This is a genomic window from Cobetia sp. cqz5-12 (assembly GCF_016495405.1).
In the GTDB taxonomy this organism is placed as follows: domain Bacteria; phylum Pseudomonadota; class Gammaproteobacteria; order Pseudomonadales; family Halomonadaceae; genus Cobetia.
This window is the reverse complement of the sequence record NZ_CP044522.1, coordinates 1,791,974-1,811,380: the sequence shown is the minus strand read 5'-3', so window position 1 is coordinate 1,811,380 and position 19,407 is coordinate 1,791,974. Positions and strand designations below refer to the sequence as shown.

Genomic DNA, 19,407 nt, shown 5'->3' with positions numbered 1-19,407 from the left:
TGATTTGGATCGCGAATCTCTGAGGCACTTTCAAGAGTCATTCAAGGCTTCTCTCAAGAGTCACTCAAGGCTTCTCTCAAGAGTCACTCAAGGCTTCTCTCAAGAGACAGCTCAGGATTCAGTGCACCTTGAGACGCGGCCCCATGCTGCGGCGCAGAACGTCACTGACCACCTCGGCGGAGCCCTTCAGCGGACCCAGCAGCAGGAACTGGTGCTGGCGCTGCAGTCCTTGATAGGCGGCGCGCGCGAAACGTCCCCTCACCTGCAGATCATCATTGCCCTTGCTGCCCTGGGCACTGCCCAGCTTGTCACTCAACTTGCCGCTGAGCTCACCGACGCTGCCGGCACTGGAGAGTGACAGCAAGGTACCGCGGTCCTTGAACTCGAATACCTGAGCGGGTTCTCCCTTCTGACGACGCAACAGGTCATCGGCCATAAACTCCGCCTGCTCACTGGCCACCTGCGCCGTGGGTGGCAATGGCGCCTCGGCGATGCAGGCACAGTCCCCCAGCGCGAAGATATCGTCATGGCCGAGGCATTGCAGCCCGGGCGTGACCGTGAATTGACGCTTCTTGTTGCTTTCCAGGGCGTCGAGCTTCTCGACGATGGCGGGCCCCACGCGCCCTGCCGCCCATACCACCAGATCCGCATCCCGCGTCACGGAGTCGTCGCCATCACCGATCTCGACACTGCTGGATGAGACCCTGGCGACCTGGCAGGACAATTCGATACGGATTCCCTGCTCCTCGAGTCGCTGATGGATCGCTTCGCGCAGTTCCTGGGAGACACCGGGCATGAAGGTCTCGGTGGCCTCGAGGATCGTGATCTCGACCCTCGCGTCCTTGGGCACAGGGGCATCATGCATGCCACGCGCCTCATGCAGGTAAGCGGCCAGTTCGACACCGGTGGCGCCGGAACCGACGATCACCACCTGATACGGTCGCCCCGGAGACGCATGAGCACCATTACTGGCACCATTCAGAGCGCCATCCTGGGTAGTTGACGCGCCAGCATCGCCTGTCGGTGCTGTTTCCATCGCCACATGATTGGCCAGCAGGCCACGCGAAAACTGCTGGGCGATGCGCTCGGCGTCGTCGGGGGAATCCAGCAGGCAGGCATGCTCCAGCACACCCTCGACTCCCATGTCCGGCGTCACACCGCCCAGCGCCAGCACCAGCTGACGATAACCCCTGATGCGCGCCGGCACCTCAGCGCTCGCTTGATCTTCCCTGCCCGAGATCGCGGCCAGGGTGATCTGGCGTTGTTCAGGGTCCACGCTTTCGAGTGTGCCGCACTCGTAGCGAAACCCCCACTGCTCGGCCAGGCCGGCATACCCCAGTTCATCGACCTGACGCCGCCCGAGGCCCGCCGCAATCTCATGCAGACGCGGCTTCCATACGTGACTGGTGTCGCGGTCTATCAACAAGACGTCCTTGTGGCCTGCCTTGGCGAGGCGAACTGCCAGCTCCAGACCGCCGGCGCCGCCACCGACGATGACGATATCGGCGTCGCGCGTTCGCTGAGGATCATGCGTTTCCATAGGGCCTCCTTTAGCGGGGTCGAATATAGAAACCTTATGTCAGACCAGGCGCTTTTCAAGACTGACACGCCTGACTCCGCCAATGCGCTGCCTTTGATGCGACGCATCATGGGCGTGATCGCCTGCGCAACGCTGCAAGCCACCTTGACGTTTGACAGCGCTCGAGTCCGCGACTAAAGCTTATTTATACGAATAAATTGACTGACTCGCTGCCGCTCAGGACATCGCATGCCGACATCGCCCCCATCCTTGGCTTCTTCACGCACCGGCCACGCCGCTGGTGCCCCCAGACGCCAGAAGCTGGCCGAACTGATCAGTGATGACCTCAGGCGCAGCATCGTGCGCGACGGGTTGCGTGAAGGTGACCGGCTACCCAACGAGAAGGCGCTCATGGCGCAATACGGCTGCGCCAAGGGCACGCTGCGCGAAGCCCTCAAGATTCTGGAAGTCGAAGGCTTGATCACGCTGAAGACAGGGCCCAATGGCGGCGCCGTGCTCAATGCGCCGAGCATGGAGCCCGCCAGCCGCATGCTGAGAAGCTTCCTGCATTTCAAGACGCTCAATGGCGCTCAGGTCTATCAACTGCGTCGGCTGCTGGAAGTCGAGATGGCGGTATCGGTGGTGGGCCTGCTCAGCGAAGAAGACCTGGTGACGCTCGAGAACAATGTCCATGACTGTAGCTGTCACCAGCCACAGGACGAGGACCAGCGGCGTCAGCGCTTCCTGGAAATCGAATTCCATCAGGTGCTGGCGCGCGCCTGCCCCAATCCATTGCTCAGTTTCATGTGCCAGTTCCTCAACGACATGCTGCATGAGCTGGTCGTCATCAAGAAGGCCTATCTGCCGGAGCGCAAGCAATTCGACCAGGCCAATCAGCATTATCACAGTGGGCTGATCACGGCGTTCCGCCAGCAGGATCATGAACAGGTCCGTCAGCTCATGGCGGAGCACATGCAGGATGCCGAGCACCATATGACGGCCCTCGAGGTGGAGATGGCCGATCAGTTGCTCGTCACCCCCGCGCAGCTGATGGCCGACAGCAGAGCCTGAAAGCGCACGACACATCACAACAACAATACCCACGAAAGGATCAAGCCGATGACAACTGTCCAGATGGATAACTCCCCCGTCAGCACCCTGAGCGAGCTGCGCACCGACAGCGATCGCCTGTGGCAATCACTGATGACCCTGGCCGAGCTGGGCGCCACGCCCAAAGGCGGCGTCAACCGTCAGGCCCTGACCGAGCTGGACCGCCAGGCGCGCGACCTCTTCATTCAATGGTGCAAGGCCGAGGGCTGCACGATCCGTATCGATGCCATCGGCAACATCTTCGCGCGCCGCGCCGGCACCGATCCGGATGCCCCGGCGGTGATGACCGGCAGCCACATCGATACCCAGCCCACGGGCGGCAAGTTCGATGGCTGCTTCGGGGTGATGGCGGGCCTGGAAGTGCTGCGTAGCCTCAACCAGCACGACATCAAGACCCGCTGCCCGGTAGAGGTGGTGGTCTGGACCAACGAGGAAGGCTGTCGCTTCGCGCCCTGCATGATGGGGTCCGGCGTGCATACCGGTCAGTTGTCATTGGATGAGATGCTGGCGCAGAAAGATACCGACGGCGTGAGCGCGGGCGAAGCATTGGACGCCATCGGCTATCGCGGCAGCGATGAGATCCCCCGCGAGAACGTGCGCGCCTTCTTCGAGAGCCACATCGAGCAGGGCCCGATTCTGGAAGATGAAGAGACCACCATCGGCGTGGTGATGGGCGCACTGGGCCAGCGCTGGTTCGATCTGACCCTGACCGGTCAGGAGGCGCACGCGGGCCCCACGCCCATGTCGCTGCGCCAGGACGCCATGCTCGGGGCGGCCGAGATCACCGTCGCCGTCAATCGCATCGCCATCGATCACGCCCCGCACGGTCGCGGTACCGTGGGCGTGATGCAGGTCCATCCGGGCTCGCGCAACGTCATCCCCGGGCAGGTCAACATGACCATCGATCTGCGCTCACTGGAGCCCGACTCCCTCACCGCGATGGTCGCGGAGCTGAAAGAGGTCGTCGAAGCCGTCAGCCAACGTCACCGTCTGGCCTTCGAGCTCACCCCGACTGCCGACTTCGTGCCAGAACACTTCGCCGACAACTGCGTGAATGCGGTGCGCAATGCCGCCAGCCAGCTCGGCTACTCGCATCTCGACATCGTCAGCGGCGCCGGTCACGACGCCATCTTCATGGGTCGTATCGCTCCCGCCGGCATGATATTCGTGCCCTGCGAAGGCGGCATCAGCCACAACGAGATCGAGAACGCGGCGCCAAAGGACCTGCACGCCGGATGCAACGTGCTCTTCCACGCCATGCTCGATCAGGCCAAGATCGTCAGCTGAGGCGTGATTCCCCTTGCACAGAATGAAAGACGCCCCGCTCGATAGGTCATCGAGCGGGGCGTCTTGTGTCTGCCGTTGTACATGGCCAATCCGTACGACCCGCCATGAGCCGCTATTGCAGAGAACGCTTCCAGAGGCTTTCGATGCTGTCCACCTCCGCCGGGCCGAACAACGCCTCAGGCTCGCCACGGTACCAGGCCCAGAGCTGATCACCGAAATCGAAGTGCCACCATTCGCTGGGTAGATTGGTGAAACCGGCCTCGGTCATGACGTGATAGAGCAGCCGCCGATTGTCGCGCGCCTCACTCTGGGACGTGCCACTGGCAGGCGGATGACGCTCGAAATAATCGGCGTGAGATTCAGGCGTCGCCTCATCGAACAGCGTCCCCATCTCGAGCAGCAAGCCATCGGCATCGCAGATCGTGACATCCACGGCACCGCCGGTGAGGTGCGGGCTCGGCGCGTCAGGATCACGGCTGGGCAAGGAGACGAATTCCCGCGTCCGCGCCAGCAGCTGGGCTTCGCAAAGCGAGGAGTCATGTGTCTTGAGCGACTGATACAGCGTCTCGAACAGATACTGCTGTACCCGCCAGGGTCGCCAGCCATCCATCACTACCAGCGACAGCCCTTCCGGCAAGGCGCGTGCGGCCTGCAGCAGGCGCTGATACACCGCACGCCGCACCAGACATTCATTGACCGCCCCGGGGATGCCGAGGCGTGCGTAGGCGGGATAGACCTTCAGGCATGACGGCCCGAGGCTGGTCGGCACCAGAGTACTGTCACAGCCCTTCACGGGAATGCAGGTCACCTGCGACCAATCCGGCTCGTCATGACTCGGGATGGCAGGAGGCGTAAAAGTCAGTGATGACGTCATGAGGTGTTATCCAGACAGGGTCGGCAACCACAGAGTTAAGGGCGGGAAGACGATCAGCATCAGCAGTACCGCGACTGCCACCAGCACGAAGGGCCAGATGGTGCGAAACAGTGAAGTGATCTCGAGCTTGCTGACCGCGGCGGCCACGAACACGCAGGCCCCCATCGGCGGCGTGATCAGCGCGATGGTGATATTGAGCGTGATGATGACCCCCAGATGCACGGGATCGATGCCGGCGGCCATGGCCACGGGCACGAAGATCGGCGTCAGCAACATCAACGCCGAGACTTCTTCCATGAACATGCCGGTGACGAAGGTGATGGCACTGAGCAGCAGGAGGATCAGGATCGGGCTGTCGATGTAGGGCGTCAGCAAGGCCACGAACTGATTGGGCACCTGGGCATAGGACAGCAGCCAGCTGACGATGGACGACACCGCCATGATCACGAAGATGGCACTGGTCAGACGCGCGGTGTCCTTGATGGCACCCCACACCTCGACAAGCTTGAGCGGCCCCTGGCACAAGCCGCAGAGCAGAACGTAAGCGACGATCAAGGCACCGGATTCGGTCGGGGTCACGATGCCCAGCACGATACCGGACACGATGATCACCGGTGCCACCAGTGCCGGCAGCGCCCCGATGATCGCCGAGATCACGTCACTGCGTGCCGGAGCCTGACCGCGCGCCTCAAGCCCATGTCGACGCGCATACCAGGCATTCATCGCCATGAACGCCACCGCCAGCACCAGCCCGGGCACGACACCGGCCAGAAACAGGCTGCCCACGGAGGTATTGGTCAGCGAGGCGTAGAGGATCATGAAGATGCTGGGCGGAATGATCGGCCCGATCAGCGAGCTACCTGCGGTCAGGCCTGCGGCGAAGGAGGTCGAATAGCCTTCCTTGCGCATGGCGGGCACCAGCAGCGAGCCAAGCGCGGAGGTATCGGCGACCGCCGAGCCATTGACGCCGGCAAAGAAGACGCTGGAAACGACATTCACATGGCCCATGCCACCGCGCAGATGCCCGACCATCAGCCGTGCCAGACGCATGAGGCGTTCGGTCAGGCCACTGATGTTCATCAGGTTGCCGGCAAGGATGAACAGCGGAATCGCCATCAGCGAGAAGGCATTGATACCACCGAAGAACTGCTGTGGTCCGAGACGTTCCAGCATCGAGAGATCGATGAACAGAAAGCCGGTCACGGCGGTGGCGAGCAGGGAGAGAAACAGCGGCAGTCCCAGCAGGACGTGCACGACGAAGATGGCCAGCATAGCCCAGATCATGTGCGCGGCCCTCCAGTCTTGTCATCATGCGCCGGAAGGTCGGCGGCCTCCTCGTCCGGTGTGATCTCCAGTGTCTGGGATCTCAGCGGCCGTGGGCCATGCAGCAGCACCTGGGCCGTGATCAACGCGAAACCGATCGGCATCGACAGCATCGGCACGCTGCGGCTGATGCCAAGCCCCATGGTGCGGAACATGCTCGCCGACATGGCGTAGTGCCAGGTCATCCAGGTCGCGCCGGCCATCAGTACCAGCGTCAGCCACCATTGGTAATGGATCAGCACCCTGGCCAGGCGCGGAGGCAGACGCCGTTCCAGCAGCGCCACCCGCATGTGCGCCCCTTCCGCCCAGACGACGCCGATCGCCAGCATGACACTGGCGATGATGAGATAGCGGGTCAGCTCATCGACCCAGATGGGCGCGCCGCCCAGTACATAGCGCATCACCACGCCGTAGAGCATGATCAGCACCGTGGAAGCCATCAGTACCGCCGCGATCGCCAGCGTCACGCGGCCACACCCATGCAGCACACGCTCCCTCAAGGAAGGAAGCGTTGAAGATGAAGGAGAAATCATTGACTGCCATCCGCCAGAAAGGAGGGATTTTCAGTGCACCGATGCTTGAGCCATACAGCGTGACATCCTGCCAGACAGACTCAAGCATCGGTGGAAGTGCTCTCGGATCATGAGAGCCTTCATCTGAGGCGTTCAGGTATCACGAGGAGATGCCGGCATCCTGCATCGCGGTGTCGATCAGCTCTGGCGCGATGTCCTGGCTCTTGAGCCATTCCAGATAGGCTGGCTGGCCCTTGATGCGAAACGCCTCGAGGTCTGCCTCGCTCGGGCGGATCACTTGCATGCCCTGCTCTTCAAGCGATGCGATGCGTGACTCGACCTGGCTCTGGTTGTCCTGACGGGCCTGGGCATTGGCTTCCTTGACTGACTCGAGCAGTGCCGTGCGCTCCTCCTCCGACAGGCTCTCCAGCAGCTGACCATTGGCGACCAGGAACTGATCCGAGTACTGGATGTTGGCCAGCGTCAGGTACTTCTGCACTTCCTGCAGACTGCCCAGCAGGATGTACATCGGCGGGTTCATCTGGCCATCCGCCACCCCGGTGCGCAGCGCCATGTAGACTTCCGTCCACGGAATCGGCGTACCCGAGGCACCGAAGGCCTCATAGAGCGCTACCTGGCTCGGGTCCATCGCGCGGAAGCGAAGCCCTTCGAAGTCATCCGGGCTGGTGATCGGGCGCTTGTCGTTGGTGAACGCCAGAAAGCCCCCTTCCTCCACGACAGCCAGAATCTCGGCGCCATTGGCGCGCTCGCTGAACAGCTGCTGCACCTGCTGCCAGTACTGACCTTCATCGAAGAAGCGGCGGGCATCCTCAAAGCCGTCGAACATGAACGGCGTGGCGCTGACATAGACTTCCGGCACGATGGGGGCCATGCCCGCGAAGGAAGCGATGTTCAGACTCGGCGAGCTGATCACCTGCTCCATGCGTTCCTGCTCTTCACCCAGCATGCTGTTGGGATAGAGCTTGAGTTCCAGTTCACCATCGGTCTTCTCTTCCACCAGCGTCTTCAGGTTGCTGGCAAAGACGTGCACGGCATTCTTGTCGGCATCCGGTGCACCGTTGTAGCTGAGATTGATGGTCTGGGCCTGCACGCTGGCCGCCAGCAGGCTGAGCGCCAGAGTGGAACCGGTAAGCGTCTTGCGCAGCAGAGATGTCTTGGACAAGGACATGTGGATTCCCTTTTGTTTTTGTAGATATCTGTTATATGCGGTCGGAGAAACGCCGTCTTGGTGGTATGGCACTGCGGCCAGCCAGACGTCGGGCGTTGCTCCCACACGTCGAAAGTAGCGTTGTCGCTGTAGACTAATCAATCGTACAGGTGTTGTTTTTTCGTCCACACCTACTGAACCTGACACGGCTTGGCGTTCCCACAGACCTGACGTACCCAAGACCTGACGTACCCACAGACCTGACGTACCCACAGTCCTGACGTACCCACAGACCAGAATGGCCCCGAAAACCGGAGTTTTCGGGGCCATTTCAATGACACGGCGAGGCTGTGCTGATCGAAGCAGTGCTGATCGAAACAGGGCTGATCGAAGCAGGGCTTGACGAGGCGCTACATCGTCAGTGGGTATGCTCCCCCTTGAGATCACTGCGCCAACCCATGCCGGACTCTTCCATCAGGCGCTCATGCACGCCTTCGATATTGAGGCCGACCCACTCCTCATATTGGGCCAGATCACTGTACTCGGAGAGATCGACCTCCTGCTGGATCTTCTCGAGTGACTTGCCGGCGAGAATGCCGTCCGTCACCTGGGAATACAGTGACTCCAGATAGGCCAGGTAGCGTTCGACATCTGCGTGGTCGCCAACCTCGGCATGTCCGCCAACGAAGGTATCGAAGTCGTATTCCAGCACTTCACGCGTCGAGTTGATCATGCCCTGGATATCGTAGCTCCAGAGCTTCTGCCACGGCATGCGTCCGATGACGATCCAGTCCACCACGAACATCGTGGCGTGATCCTTGAAGTACATGCTGATCGACCCGCGCCCGTCATTCGGTCCGTGATAGCGCAGCTGGACTTCCTTGCCGCCCAGTCGCAAGGTCATTTCATCATCAAAGACGAGATCCGGCGGCACGGCCTTCGCCCGGGTATTGGCGATATCCTGAGCTGCCAGCCGGTGCGCGATGAAGGTGGTCTCCGAGGTGTCGAAGACCTCGCCGCCATAGATGTGATCACTGTGGTTGTGGCTATACACCACATAGCGAACCGGAGTGTCGAAGCGCTGCTTGATCTCGTTGTTCAACCAGCTCGCCGCAGCGTGATTCATCGGGTCCGTCACCAGCGCGCCCTGATCGGTGATCATGAACACGGAGCGGTGGCGATCATCGATGAAGCGATAGAGCCCCTCTCCGAGAGGTTCTATCTCATAGGCCTGGGCCTGCAGACTGAAAGGAAGCGCTGCCAGCGCCAGTGCTTTCTTGAGGGGGCTCAGCATCGGAGGAAGTCCTCGCATCAGGAATGGTTGTCATGAGTTGTCACCCTGCCCTGCCCCTATACGAGGATGCGCAAACACTGGATGCAGCGGACATCACATGCCAAGCAGACGTGGCGCGTCTGCGGTGAAGAACCGCAGTCCCTGCTGCAGGTGGGTAAGGCAGGCCTCGACGGCCACCGTCATCTCACGCCCTCGCCGCGTACACATCTGCGCGCGGGTCTGTGCCAGCGCAGGGTGCTGCATGGGCAGCAGGCAGATATCGCCGCGCCGCAGTTCCTCCAGCACGCTCAGCTCCGGCATGAAGGTCACACCGATTCCCGAGCGCACGAAATTCTTGAGCACCGAGACGGAGTTGGTGCGCAATTGCGCACGCAGCGAAACCCGCTCCTGCTGCGCCGCCTGGTTCACCATCTGGCGCATGCCGGTGCAGTCGTCGATCAAGGCCAGCGGCCAGTCCGCCACCTGCGAAAGCGTCAATGGCTTGCCGATCTCGAGCAGCGGATGTGCCGCCGGCACGATCAGGTCCAGCGGCTGGCAGGTCTCCACATGACAGCAGAGAATCGGGTCCACCGGCGGGGCGTAGAGCAGCGCAATATCCACCTCGAAGTCGCGCAACAGCTCGGTCGCCTCATTCACGCCGGCCATGCGTACCACCACCTCGATGCCGGGATGACGTGCCATGAAGCTCTGCAAGGGCAGCGAGATCAGGTCGGCGATGAAGCCCTCGCCCACCGCGATTCGCACCTCACCGCTACGCAGGCCCTGCAAGGCACTCAGCTGCGAGAGCGCTGCCGCCTCCGCCGCCTGCTGACGATGGAAATGATCCAGCAGCAACACCCCGGCCTGGGTGGCGCGCATGCCCGTCTCGCTGCGCTCGCACAGCGCGACACCCACCTCTTCTTCCAGCTGCTTGATCTGGCGGCTGACCGCGGAAGGGTCAAGATTCAGATGCCGCGCCGCGCGCCGCAGTGAGCCCCGGCGGATGATTTCATTCAGCGCCGTCAGCGCCTTGGGATTGAGCATGGAGACAGTACCCGCCAGCAGCAGTGGAGGAAGAGGCAAGACTCGGATCACTCAGGATATCCCTGCAGATCAAGCGACTCCAGAGGCCCATATCGTGAAGTGATCGACAACGAAAAAGGAGCCGCTTGGGCGGCTCCTTGTAGTTCGACGTGATCAGCAGTTGCCTTTCTTGGCCTGCCCGGGCGGACAGAAGTCGCCGCCTCCACGCTTGTGGTCATGGTGTCCATCACCGATCTCGATAATGGGTTCGGCATCGATCCGCGCCGGTGTATAACTGCACCCTGCCATTACAAGGGCGCTCAACATCACAAGGCTGACAACTCGCACGCTAGACTTCATCATCATTCCCTTTCATGAAAATACACATTTCTCGATGCTCACATCGTACCGGAATGCATGCCATCGAGAACGCAATTTCTCAACGAGTGGTAATGTAAGTCCCAAGCTTGCGGCATCAATCACGACAGGATCTGGCCATGTTCGATTTCAAGGAAGTGGAAGCCTTCGTGTGGATCACCCGCCTGGGATCGTTCCGGCTGGCTGCCCAGCACCTGCATCTGACCCAGCCCTCGATTTCCGAACGTATCAACAAGCTGGAAACCACCCTGGAAACCCGTCTGCTGGAGCGCACTCGCCGACCGGTACAGCCGACGCTCAAGGGGCGCGAATTCTATCGCCACGCCGAGGCGCTGCTGGAAGCGCGCCAGAAAGCGCTATCCATGATGGAGTTGAATACGCCCTTCCAGGGCGTGCTGCGACTGGGTGTCGTCGAGACCGTCGCCCATAGCTGGCTGCCCGGCTTTCTGGCCGAACTGGCGCGCCGCTACCCGGACCTCACCCTGGAACTCGAGGTCGATAGCTCCCCGGGGCTTGCCGCCATGCTCACCGCCGGCGATATCGACCTCGCCTTTCTGATGGGGCCGGTGACGGCAGAGAGTGTGCTCAATCGGTTTCTCTGCAACTACACGATGGGCTTCGTGATCAGCCCAGCGCTGGGCTTCACCGAAGACAACTTCTCCTTGCGACGCCTGAATGCTCTGCCGCTGATCTCATTTGCCCGCAACAGCCGGCCGCACCATGAACTTGGCTCCATGCTGCATCAGATGGGACTCGATGACGTGAAGCTGCATTGTTCAAGCTCGCTATGGACCATCGTGCGCATGACGCTGGATGGCCTCGGCGTCGGCGCCATCCCGCCGCGCATCGTCGCCGAGGAAATCCGCCAGGGCACCCTGCTCAGCCTGCCCTGCGACCTGCCAGAACTGACCTTCACCGCCTCCTGGCCGACCCATATGGAAAGCGCCCTCGCCGAAGGGGTCTGCGAGCTTGCCATCGAGATCGCCCGCCAGGATCAGGAGGCGCATTCACGCCTGTCCTGAGCATCGCTGTCTGCCAACGACGCTCTCGCATTCCCATGCTCCTGCTCCCACTGTTCCTGTCTCGCTCACGTCTCTCGGGCCTGCGGCGGGCCATTTCACACACCACATGAAAGGAATTTCCGATGCCTTGACTCGACAAAAATCGATTGGATTTATCTGAGTGTGCTTCTTATGGTGAAGACAGACAACAACAACTTCACAAGAAGCCCCCACGATGCCCCAGACACTTCTCAGTGCCGCGTCGTCCCCCCGCGAGGCACGCGAGCAGATCCGCAGCGGTCATTGGGCCAGCCACACCAGCGGTATCGCTGCAGGCTACGCCCAGACCAACCTGATCATTCTGCCTGCCGAGGCTGCCGGCGAATTTCTGCAATTCTGCCAGGCCAATCCCAAGGCCTGCCCGTTGCTGGATGTCACGGCCGTCGGTTCTCCCGCCCCGACAGGGCTCGGTGAGAACATCGACCTGCGCCATGACTTGCCCGCCTATCACATCTACCGTCACGGCAAGCGTGAAGAAACGCGCACGGATATCGCCGCCCTGTGGCAGGACGATTTCGTGGCGTTTTCCATCGGTTGCTCTTTCTCGTTTGAAGAGGCGCTGCTCAACGAAGGCGTCGAGGTTCGCCATGCGCGCCTGAAGCGCAACGTGCCGATGTATCGCACCAATATCCCGCTGGTCAGTACCGGACGCTTCCACGGCAACCTGGTGGTGTCCCTGCGCCCGATGTCGGCGGCGCATGCCATTCGCGCGATCCAGATCACTACCGACATGCCCCGCGTCCATGGCGCGCCCGTCCATCTGGGTGACCCCGCCTTGATCGGCATTTCCGATATCAACACCCCTGATTTCGGCGATGCACCTACGCTTGAGACAGGCGACCTGCCGGTGTTCTGGGCCTGTGGCGTCACGCCACAACTGGCGCTGGAGAATGCTCGCCTGCCGTTGGCCATCGCACACAGCCCGGGCCACATGCTGATCACCGATATCCCCAATCATCGCCTCAAATACGGATGACCGCTTGTGGGAGCCACGGACCTGCTCCGCAACAGACAAGACCGTCAGATCCTTTCGATAACACCAGATGCACAACAACAATGGTGACTCCCATGAAGACACGTTTTGCCCTCTCCGCCCTTGGTCTCGCGCTCGCCGCTGCCGGTAGTGCCAATGCTGCCGACACCCTCAACGTGGTAGGCAGCTGGAGCAGCCTGGAGCTCAACCGTCAGTTCGAGAAGCCCTTCTGGAGCGAGACGCTGCCAGCTGCCAGCAGCGGTGAACTCAGCACCCAGGTGACCACCTTCGACCAGATGGGCATCCCCGGCTCCGACGTCTATCGCTACCTGGGCGATGGCGTCTTCGATGTCGGCATGACCGTGGCGGATTACACCGTGTCGGACGCGCCGGAACTCGAAGGTCTGGATCTGCCGATGATGGCCCCGACGGCCGATGAAGCGCAGCAGGTCGCCGAGGCCTTCCGCCCGCTGGCAGAAAGCACCATGAACAAGCGCTTCAATAGCCACGTGCTGGCGATCGTGCCGTATCCGGCCCAGGTGCTGTTCTGCAATACCCCGATCGAAGGGCTCGATGGTCTGAAGGACAAGAAGGTACGTGCCAGTGGCCGCTCCACCGGTGAGTTCATCGAGGCGCTGGGCGCGCAGAGCCTCAACATCGCCTTCAACGAGGTGCCGGGTTCACTGGAGCGTGGCGTGATCGACTGCGCCGTCACCGGTTCGCTCTCCGGCTACAGCGCCGGCTGGCACGAAGTCTCCAGCCACCTGATGCCGCTGCCGCTGGGCGGCTGGGATTACGTGATCACCGCCATCAATCAGGACAAGTGGCAGAGCCTGAGCGCTGATAGCCAGACGCTTATCCAGCAACAGGTGGACAGCGAGTTCACCGCGCCGGTGTGGGAAAACGCGCGTGGCGAGACCGCGCGGGGCGTGGCCTGCCTGACCGGCGAAGGCGATTGTCCGCTGGGCAAGAGCGCCGACATGACGCTGGTCGACTTCAGCGATGACGATGCCAAACGTGCACGTGCGGCGCTTGAAGACACCGTCCTGCCTGCCTGGGCGGCGCGTGTCGATGCCGAGACGCGCACGGCCTGGAACGAGAGTGTCGGCAAGGTCGTCGGCCTGACCGCCACCGCGGAGTGATCCACCGGTCCCTGCTCGCGAAAATTCGCTCGTGAGCAGGGGCCGATAGCCCCGCCCTGCCCTGATACGGCAGACATGCTCCCCAGAGACACGGCGCTGAACGCCCGCACCTCGCCTGATTGGCACGGATCAGCGTCGTTCAGCGCCCCAGCAGGACCCGACTCATGAACTCCTTCCTTCACGCACTCGATATCCTCGTGTCCCTGACACGTGCGATATCGCGCCACGCCGCACGCCTGATGGGCCTGTTGCTGCTGGCCGTCGTGGTCTTCATCGGCGCGGAAATTCTCATGCGCCAACTGTTCAACCATCCGCTGCCCGGCGTGCATGAATATGCCGGCTATGTGCTGGCGATGCTCTCGGCGTGGGGTCTGTCCCACACCCTGATGGAGCGCGCCCACATCCGTATCGATGTCGTGCACGGCAAGCTGCCGGCCTTCTCGCGTCACACCCTGGACATCCTCGCGATGCTGGCGCTGAACCTGGTGGCCTGGGTGATCCTGATCAATGCCTGGCCGGTGCTCGGCAAGTCATTGAGCAACGGCTCCACCGCCAATACCCCGTTGGCGACGCCGCTGTGGATACCGCAGCTGCTGTGGCTGTCCGGTTATGCCTGGTTCGCGATCACCACCAGCGTGCTGGGACTGCGCGTTCTCGTTGCCGCCTGTCTGCGCGATACCACCACGCTGGAGACACTGGCCGGCCCCGATCACGGAGAAAGCGAAGGGGCTCTGGCCCAGGCGGCCTCCACGACCAAGGAGACACGCTGATGTTGGGCTTTCTTTCGGTGGGTATCCTCACCCTGCTGCTGGCCGGCATTCCGGTTGCGGTCACTCTCTTTCTGCTCGCCTTCGGGATCGACCAGTTCTATTCCTTCTTCCCGCTGACCAAGGCACTGGGCCAGAACCTGTGGTCTGCCGCGGACTCCTTCCTGCTGATCGCGATTCCGCTGTTCGTGCTGATGGGCGAGATCATCGTGCGCGCCGGCATCGCCGAGAAGGCCTACCGCGCCATGGACCACTGGCTGTCGTGGCTACCGGGCGGTCTTCTGCATGCCAACATCACTACCTCGGCGCTGTTCTCGGCGACCTCGGGTTCCTCGGTCGCGACAGCGGCGACGGTCTCGACCGTGGCGCTCCCCCAGGGAAAGAAGCTCGGCTACGACCCCAAGCTATTCTGCGGCAGCATCGCCGCGGGCGGCACCCTGGGCATCCTGATTCCGCCGTCGATCAACCTGATCGTCTATGGCTTCCTGACCGAGACCTCCATCCCGAAGCTGTTCATGGCCGGCCTGGTGCCGGGCCTCGGACTGGCAGCGCTGTTCATGCTGGCCTCGCTGCTGCTGTGTGTCTGGAAGCCGTCACTGGGCGGCCCGCGCAAGAGCGCGAGCTGGAGCACCCGCCTCAAGAGCCTGTCGTTCCTGCTGCCGCTGCTGGTGCTGTTCATCGTCATCGTCGGTTCCATCTATCTGGGCTGGGCGACGCCCACCGAAGCCGCCGCCATCGGTGTGCTGGCCTCACTGGGTCTCGCCGCCATCAACCGCTCGCTGAATATGGCGATGATCAGCCGCGCACTGGATGGCACCGTCAAGACCACCTCGATGATCCTGTTCATCATCATGGCGGCCTCCTTCCTCAACTTCGCGCTGGCCTCCTCCGGCATGGTCCAGCAGGTCACTGGCCTGCTCGAGGCCTATGACCTGGGGCCCTTCGCGCTGCTGATGGCGGTGATCGCGCTGTTCATCGTGCTCGGCTTCTTCATCGAGACCCTGTCGCTGATGGTCATCACCATTCCCATCGTCACCCCGCTGATCGTCGCGGCCGGTTACGACAAGGTGTGGTTCGGCATCGTGATGATCCTGTTCGTCGAGCTGGCGCTGATCACCCCGCCAGTCGGCTTGAATCTCTACATCGTGCAGGCCTCACGGCGTGGCGAAGCCTTCGCCGACGTCATCATCGGCACCCTGCCGTATCTGGGCGCGATGCTGGTGATGGCAGCGCTGCTGGTGGCCTTCCCCCAGATCGCGCTGTGGTTGCCTTCGGCACTGTAGACCTGCTCTTGCCTGGCACCTGCTGGCAAGCCGGCAGGTGCCATTGGCGCCACACCATTCATTCAAGACCTCTTGCACAGAACAACGACAACCCCCGATAACGGAGCGATTCCCATGCTGACCTTTACCCATGACAACGGCGAATTCACCCTTGATATCCAGCGCGTCGCGATCGCCGGCTGGGCCGGACGCGACCAGGCGGGCGTGCAGCATCACATCGACGAGCTCAAGCTACTGGGTGTGGCACCGCCCTCCCAGACTCCGCTGTTCTACCGCGTGAGCCGCGAGACCCTGACCCAGGCCTCTCAGGTCGCGATGCTCGGCGGCGAAGGCTCCGGTGAAGTCGAGACCTGTCTGGTAAGCGACGCCGAGGGCACCCTGTGGGTGACGATCGCCTCGGACCACACCGACCGCAAACTCGAAGCCGTCGGCGTCGCCGAATCCAAGCAGCTGTGCGCCAAGCCGATTGCGCGCCATGCCTGGAAGCTCAGTGAGGTCATCGACCACTGGGACAGCCTCGAGATCGAAAGCGAGATCGAAGACGCCGGCAAGACCGTGCGCTATCAGCAGGGCACTCTCGCTGAGCTGCTGCCGGTCGCCACCCTGATGGAACGCCTGCCCGCTGCCATCGCCAAGGACGGCAGCCTGGCCCCCAACAGCGTGCTGCTGTGCGGCACCGTGCCGGCAATCGGTGGCATTCGCCCCAGCCCGAGCTTTACCATGCGCCTGATCGACCCGCAGACCGGTCGTCGCATCGAGCACCGTTATGAGGTGGAAGAACTTGAGGTGGTGGCATGAGTGATGAGAACAAGCGTCTTGGGCAGGCGCGTGAATTCTGGGCACGCCCGCCCCGCCAGCGCACGTTGACGCAGTTGCTGGCCGCCTATCAGACAGGCAGTTTCGGCCCCGAGCAGACCGCCACGGTGCTTGCCGAGCGCCATCAGGCCCTGGGTGAGAGCGCCAGCCACAGCATCATCAGCCGCGATGATGCTGGCATGAGCGTCCAGGCCACCGCTCAGCAGCAACTCAAGGCGGCTGCGACGTCGTTGCCGCTGGGAGGTATCCCGGTCTCGATCAAGGATCTCTTCGACGAGACCGGCATGACGACGCTGGCAGGCTCGCGGGCACTGACAGAGAGTCACCCGGCAAGCCAGGACGCTGTGGCGCTGAGCCGCCTGAAAGCCGCCGGCATTCTGCACGCCGGTCGCACCAGCATGAGTGAGTTCGCGTTCTCTGGCCTGGGCCTCAACCCCCACGTCGGCACGCCGCCCAACCCCTTCGACGGCGAGCGCATCACCGGCGGTTCGACCTCCGGCGGGGCGGCCTCCGTCGCCTTCGGGCTGGCCGCGGCGACCCTGGGCAGTGATACCGGCGGCTCGCTGCGGATTCCGGCGGCCTTCTGTGGCCTGACAGGCTTCAAGCCGTCACAGGCCAGCGTGCCGGGGGATGGCGCCTTCCCGCTGTCACCGAGCCTGGACTGCATCGGCCCCATCGCGCCCAGCGTCGCCTGCTGTCGCCGCCTGTGGGAAGTCCTGAGCGGTGAGGTCGCTGACCCGACGCCGCTCACCCGCCCGCTGACGCTGCTGGTGCCGGAAAGCGAGCTGGTCAGTGAAGTGGATGCCGATGTGGCCGCCGACTTCACCGCCCTGCTGGAACGACTCGAGAGTCTGGGGGTTCGCCTCCAGCGTGCGCCGGTCGAGGCCATCGAGGCCGCTTACGCCATCAATCAGCGCGGCGGGCTGGTCATTCCGGAAGCGGCCGCCGTGCATCACGAACTGCTGGCCGCCCACGAAGCCCAGTATGATCCGCTGATCGCCGAACGCCTGAACGGCGGGCGTGACATCACGGCCAGCGAGTATCTGGCACGCCTGTGGCCGCGTACCGCCATCCAGCAACGCTTCGCTCAGCAGGTGCAGGATGTCGATGCGGTGCTGATGCCGACCGTTGCCATGCGTGCCCCGCGTCGTGACCTGCTGGAGCAGGATGGCGCGCTCTTCGCCCAGCTCAACAAGCGCGCGCTGCGCAACACCAGCGTCTTCAACTACCTGGATGCCAGCTCGATCTCGATTCCGGCGCCAGCACCACAGAACGAGGAACCACTGGGCCTGATGCTGTCGCGCCCTCAGGGCCAGGATGTGGCGCTGCTGCGCGTCGCCCAGGCGCTGGAGACACTGCTCGCGCAATAGGTGGCATGCTGAATCATTGCACCAGCGCCTGGGATACACGGCTGTTGGCATGACAAAAAAGGGCCTCCCGACGGGAGGCCCTTTTGCATCTCCAGTACTTGGGATGAGTACTTGGGATAAGTACAGGGGATGCCAGCGAATCGTCCTGTCTCGGCTCAGCGGCCGAGAATGATTGAGGTGATCACGCCGGTCGCGACCGCAGTCAGAACGTAACGGCCATCCACCTTCAGCCAGCGGTGCCCTTCTGGCGGCCGGGACAGGTGATGGGCCTTCCAGTCGCTGACCCAGTAACGCTTGTCATTGTAGTAAGCGCGCGATACATGATCACCACGCTTCCAGTTTCTGGGGCCATTGGAATGCCGTGCGGCACGGGACTGACCATGTCCCTGATTGGCGTGTTGCTTTTGGCCTTGATGATTGCCTTGATGATTGCCTTGCTGATTGCCTTGCTGATTGCGTTGTTGCTGCTGATGTTGCTGACCCTGGCCACGATCATCATGATCGCCAGGTGCCGCCTGAACCACGGAAGCGCTCATCAGCGCGATGGCCATGCCGAGGGCTGTCAGAGTCCGGAGTCGCATGTTCGTTCTCCTTGTCATGCCGGGCACGAAGGGTGCCGAGAATTAGAAAACACTGTTCCATAATTCTGTAGGCTGTGAAGGAAAACTGCAAGGCCCACGCACTTCTTTCACTTTTCCTGACAATGTGCCCGCGCATGTCGCAAGAAAGGCAGCCAATGTTGGCAGACGGCGACATCCGCGGGCTCACGCCTGTGCATCGGGTCTGGGCAACGCATCAGGGCCCCAGAAGGATCTCTTCAATGATGCCACTCTGGATCTCCGTCAACACATAGCCATTGTTGAGCTGAATCCAGCGCTGGCCTTCGCCTGGCTCGGGCAGACGGGATTGCTGCCAATCCTTCACCCAGAGTCTTTCGTCGGAGGCCAGTGCATCAGGCAGCTGGCCACCGCGTCTGAGGAGAGGCCCGGGTGCCGCAGAGCCATCATCGGACTTGCCTGGCTGCGGCCCCTTCTGCTTCTCCTGTACCTGCTGCTTCTCCTGTACCTGCTGCTTCTCTTGAGCCTGCTGTTTGTCCTGAGCTTCCTGAGCCTGCTGCCTCTCCTGAGCTTCCTGTGCCTGCTGCTGTTTTTCCTGGGCTTCCTGTGTCTGCTGTTGCTTCTGGATCTGCTTCAGCTCCCGCATCTGCTCGGCCTGGACACGTTGAGCCTTGGCCTGCCCTTCCAGCGCTTCATGCTTCTTCTTTAGATGGTCGTCACTGTCCTTGCCGTCTTCCGCGGCCTGCGCCACTGAAGCCCCCAACACGGCCAACGCCAGAATCAGCCCGCGCAAAGCCTCTTTATTCATGTCTTGCCTCCTCATCAGGCTGGATGCCCTGGCGTGCCGAGTCAGGTTCAGACAACGGCGATTGCCATCAAGCAGCGGGACGAGTTGATCGCCATGTCACGCTACCAGCATACCGTGTCAGCAACGCAATTTGCGGTCGGATACCCCTCCCATCCAGAGATTT

The 19,407-nt window shown here is 62.2% G+C and carries 18 protein-coding genes; 9 read left to right on the top strand and 9 right to left on the bottom strand.

The genetic code is table 11. The features are described 5' to 3' along the window. Positions 1-118: 118 nt before the first annotated feature. On the bottom strand, positions 119-1,540 hold the full coding sequence (locus F8A90_RS07745) for an NAD(P)/FAD-dependent oxidoreductase (protein ID WP_200019637.1): 1,422 nt from the start codon (positions 1,538-1,540) through the stop codon (positions 119-121). Positions 1,541-1,768: 228 nt separating this feature from the next. On the opposite strand from F8A90_RS07745, the gene F8A90_RS07740 reads away from it, so the two are divergent. Together F8A90_RS07740 and F8A90_RS07735 are read left to right on the top strand one after the other, a co-directional pair. Then, complete coding sequence (locus tag F8A90_RS07740; protein ID WP_200019636.1) at positions 1,769-2,590, top strand: FadR/GntR family transcriptional regulator; 822 nt, start codon at positions 1,769-1,771, stop codon at positions 2,588-2,590. Positions 2,591-2,638: 48 nt separating this feature from the next. Further along, positions 2,639-3,916: a Zn-dependent hydrolase gene (locus F8A90_RS07735; protein WP_200019635.1), complete on the top strand. Its 1,278-nt coding sequence runs from the start codon at positions 2,639-2,641 to the stop codon at positions 3,914-3,916. Positions 3,917-4,028: 112 nt separating this feature from the next. On the opposite strand, the gene F8A90_RS07730 is transcribed toward F8A90_RS07735, so the two are convergent. From F8A90_RS07730 to F8A90_RS07705, 6 genes are all read right to left on the bottom strand, one after another. After that, positions 4,029-4,790 carry a M15 family metallopeptidase gene (locus F8A90_RS07730; protein ID WP_200019634.1) on the bottom strand — a complete coding sequence of 254 codons (762 nt, stop codon included), beginning with the start codon at positions 4,788-4,790 and terminating at the stop codon, positions 4,029-4,031. A gap of 6 nt (positions 4,791-4,796) precedes the next feature. Continuing rightward, positions 4,797-6,074, bottom strand: a complete 1,278-nt coding sequence (locus F8A90_RS07725) for a TRAP transporter large permease (RefSeq protein WP_200019633.1) — start codon at positions 6,072-6,074, stop codon at positions 4,797-4,799. Further along, positions 6,071-6,580, bottom strand: coding sequence for a TRAP transporter small permease (locus tag F8A90_RS07720; protein WP_233593594.1), 510 nt, complete (start codon positions 6,578-6,580; stop codon positions 6,071-6,073). Before F8A90_RS07720 ends, F8A90_RS07725 begins: the two co-directional genes overlap by 4 nt. A gap of 205 nt (positions 6,581-6,785) precedes the next feature. Next, complete coding sequence (gene dctP, locus F8A90_RS07715; protein ID WP_200019631.1) at positions 6,786-7,814, bottom strand: TRAP transporter substrate-binding protein DctP; 1,029 nt, start codon at positions 7,812-7,814, stop codon at positions 6,786-6,788. 397 nt (positions 7,815-8,211) lie between these two features. Next, entirely contained in the window at positions 8,212-9,087 is an 876-nt protein-coding gene (locus F8A90_RS07710; RefSeq protein WP_200019630.1) for an MBL fold metallo-hydrolase, read from the bottom strand. A 93-nt stretch (positions 9,088-9,180) separates the two neighbouring features. Further along, positions 9,181-10,149 (bottom strand): LysR family transcriptional regulator, encoded by a 969-nt coding sequence (locus F8A90_RS07705; protein WP_233593593.1) that lies wholly within the window; start codon positions 10,147-10,149, stop codon positions 9,181-9,183. Between the two features lie 437 nt (positions 10,150-10,586). On the opposite strand from F8A90_RS07705, the gene F8A90_RS07700 reads away from it, so the two are divergent. The 7 genes from F8A90_RS07700 to F8A90_RS07670 all read left to right on the top strand — a co-directional run bounded on the left by F8A90_RS07700 (position 10,587) and on the right by F8A90_RS07670 (position 17,879). Next, positions 10,587-11,489 (top strand): LysR family transcriptional regulator, encoded by a 903-nt coding sequence (locus tag F8A90_RS07700; protein WP_200019629.1) that lies wholly within the window; start codon positions 10,587-10,589, stop codon positions 11,487-11,489. A 214-nt stretch (positions 11,490-11,703) separates the two neighbouring features. Continuing rightward, a complete protein-coding gene (locus F8A90_RS07695) occupies positions 11,704-12,504 on the top strand; it encodes a putative hydro-lyase (protein ID WP_200019628.1) in 801 nt (266 codons plus the stop codon). 92 nt (positions 12,505-12,596) lie between these two features. Further along, on the top strand, positions 12,597-13,643 hold the full coding sequence (locus F8A90_RS07690; RefSeq protein ID WP_233593592.1) for a TRAP transporter substrate-binding protein: 1,047 nt from the start codon (positions 12,597-12,599) through the stop codon (positions 13,641-13,643). A gap of 164 nt (positions 13,644-13,807) precedes the next feature. Beyond that, the gene (locus F8A90_RS07685) at positions 13,808-14,413 is read left to right on the top strand and encodes a TRAP transporter small permease subunit (protein ID WP_175090279.1); all 606 of its coding nucleotides are present in this window, start codon (positions 13,808-13,810) and stop codon (positions 14,411-14,413) included. Beyond that, positions 14,413-15,693, top strand: coding sequence for a TRAP transporter large permease (locus tag F8A90_RS07680; protein WP_200019626.1), 1,281 nt, complete (start codon positions 14,413-14,415; stop codon positions 15,691-15,693). Before F8A90_RS07685 ends, F8A90_RS07680 begins: the two co-directional genes overlap by 1 nt. A gap of 114 nt (positions 15,694-15,807) precedes the next feature. After that, complete coding sequence (locus F8A90_RS07675; protein ID WP_077377034.1) at positions 15,808-16,491, top strand: DUF2848 domain-containing protein; 684 nt, start codon at positions 15,808-15,810, stop codon at positions 16,489-16,491. Next, on the top strand, positions 16,488-17,879 hold the full coding sequence (locus F8A90_RS07670; RefSeq protein ID WP_200019625.1) for an amidase: 1,392 nt from the start codon (positions 16,488-16,490) through the stop codon (positions 17,877-17,879). Before F8A90_RS07675 ends, F8A90_RS07670 begins: the two co-directional genes overlap by 4 nt. 155 nt (positions 17,880-18,034) lie before the next feature. Here the strand turns inward: F8A90_RS07670 and F8A90_RS07665 are convergent, their stop codons facing one another. Together F8A90_RS07665 and F8A90_RS07660 are read right to left on the bottom strand one after the other, a co-directional pair. Then, positions 18,035-18,460, bottom strand: coding sequence for an RcnB family protein (locus F8A90_RS07665; RefSeq protein WP_200019624.1), 426 nt, complete (start codon positions 18,458-18,460; stop codon positions 18,035-18,037). A 214-nt stretch (positions 18,461-18,674) separates the two neighbouring features. Further along, positions 18,675-19,244, bottom strand: a complete 570-nt coding sequence (locus F8A90_RS07660; RefSeq protein WP_200019623.1) for an RcnB family protein — start codon at positions 19,242-19,244, stop codon at positions 18,675-18,677. Positions 19,245-19,407 lie beyond the last annotated feature (163 nt).

Coding starts and splice junctions, on each gene's coding strand:
- F8A90_RS07745 (WP_200019637.1), bottom strand. CDS start 1,540: ATGGAAACGCATGATCCTCAGCGAACGCGCGACGCCGATATCGTCATC.
- F8A90_RS07740 (WP_200019636.1), top strand. CDS start 1,769: ATGCCGACATCGCCCCCATCCTTGGCTTCTTCACGCACCGGCCACGCC.
- F8A90_RS07735 (WP_200019635.1), top strand. CDS start 2,639: ATGACAACTGTCCAGATGGATAACTCCCCCGTCAGCACCCTGAGCGAG.
- F8A90_RS07730 (WP_200019634.1), bottom strand. CDS start 4,790: ATGACGTCATCACTGACTTTTACGCCTCCTGCCATCCCGAGTCATGAC.
- F8A90_RS07725 (WP_200019633.1), bottom strand. CDS start 6,074: ATGATCTGGGCTATGCTGGCCATCTTCGTCGTGCACGTCCTGCTGGGA.
- dctP (WP_200019631.1), bottom strand. CDS start 7,814: ATGTCCTTGTCCAAGACATCTCTGCTGCGCAAGACGCTTACCGGTTCC.
- F8A90_RS07710 (WP_200019630.1), bottom strand. CDS start 9,087: ATGCTGAGCCCCCTCAAGAAAGCACTGGCGCTGGCAGCGCTTCCTTTC.
- F8A90_RS07700 (WP_200019629.1), top strand. CDS start 10,587: ATGTTCGATTTCAAGGAAGTGGAAGCCTTCGTGTGGATCACCCGCCTG.
- F8A90_RS07695 (WP_200019628.1), top strand. CDS start 11,704: ATGCCCCAGACACTTCTCAGTGCCGCGTCGTCCCCCCGCGAGGCACGC.
- F8A90_RS07690 (WP_233593592.1), top strand. CDS start 12,597: ATGAAGACACGTTTTGCCCTCTCCGCCCTTGGTCTCGCGCTCGCCGCT.
- F8A90_RS07685 (WP_175090279.1), top strand. CDS start 13,808: ATGAACTCCTTCCTTCACGCACTCGATATCCTCGTGTCCCTGACACGT.
- F8A90_RS07680 (WP_200019626.1), top strand. CDS start 14,413: ATGTTGGGCTTTCTTTCGGTGGGTATCCTCACCCTGCTGCTGGCCGGC.
- F8A90_RS07675 (WP_077377034.1), top strand. CDS start 15,808: ATGCTGACCTTTACCCATGACAACGGCGAATTCACCCTTGATATCCAG.
- F8A90_RS07670 (WP_200019625.1), top strand. CDS start 16,488: ATGAGTGATGAGAACAAGCGTCTTGGGCAGGCGCGTGAATTCTGGGCA.
- F8A90_RS07665 (WP_200019624.1), bottom strand. CDS start 18,460: ATGCGACTCCGGACTCTGACAGCCCTCGGCATGGCCATCGCGCTGATG.
- F8A90_RS07660 (WP_200019623.1), bottom strand. CDS start 19,244: ATGAATAAAGAGGCTTTGCGCGGGCTGATTCTGGCGTTGGCCGTGTTG.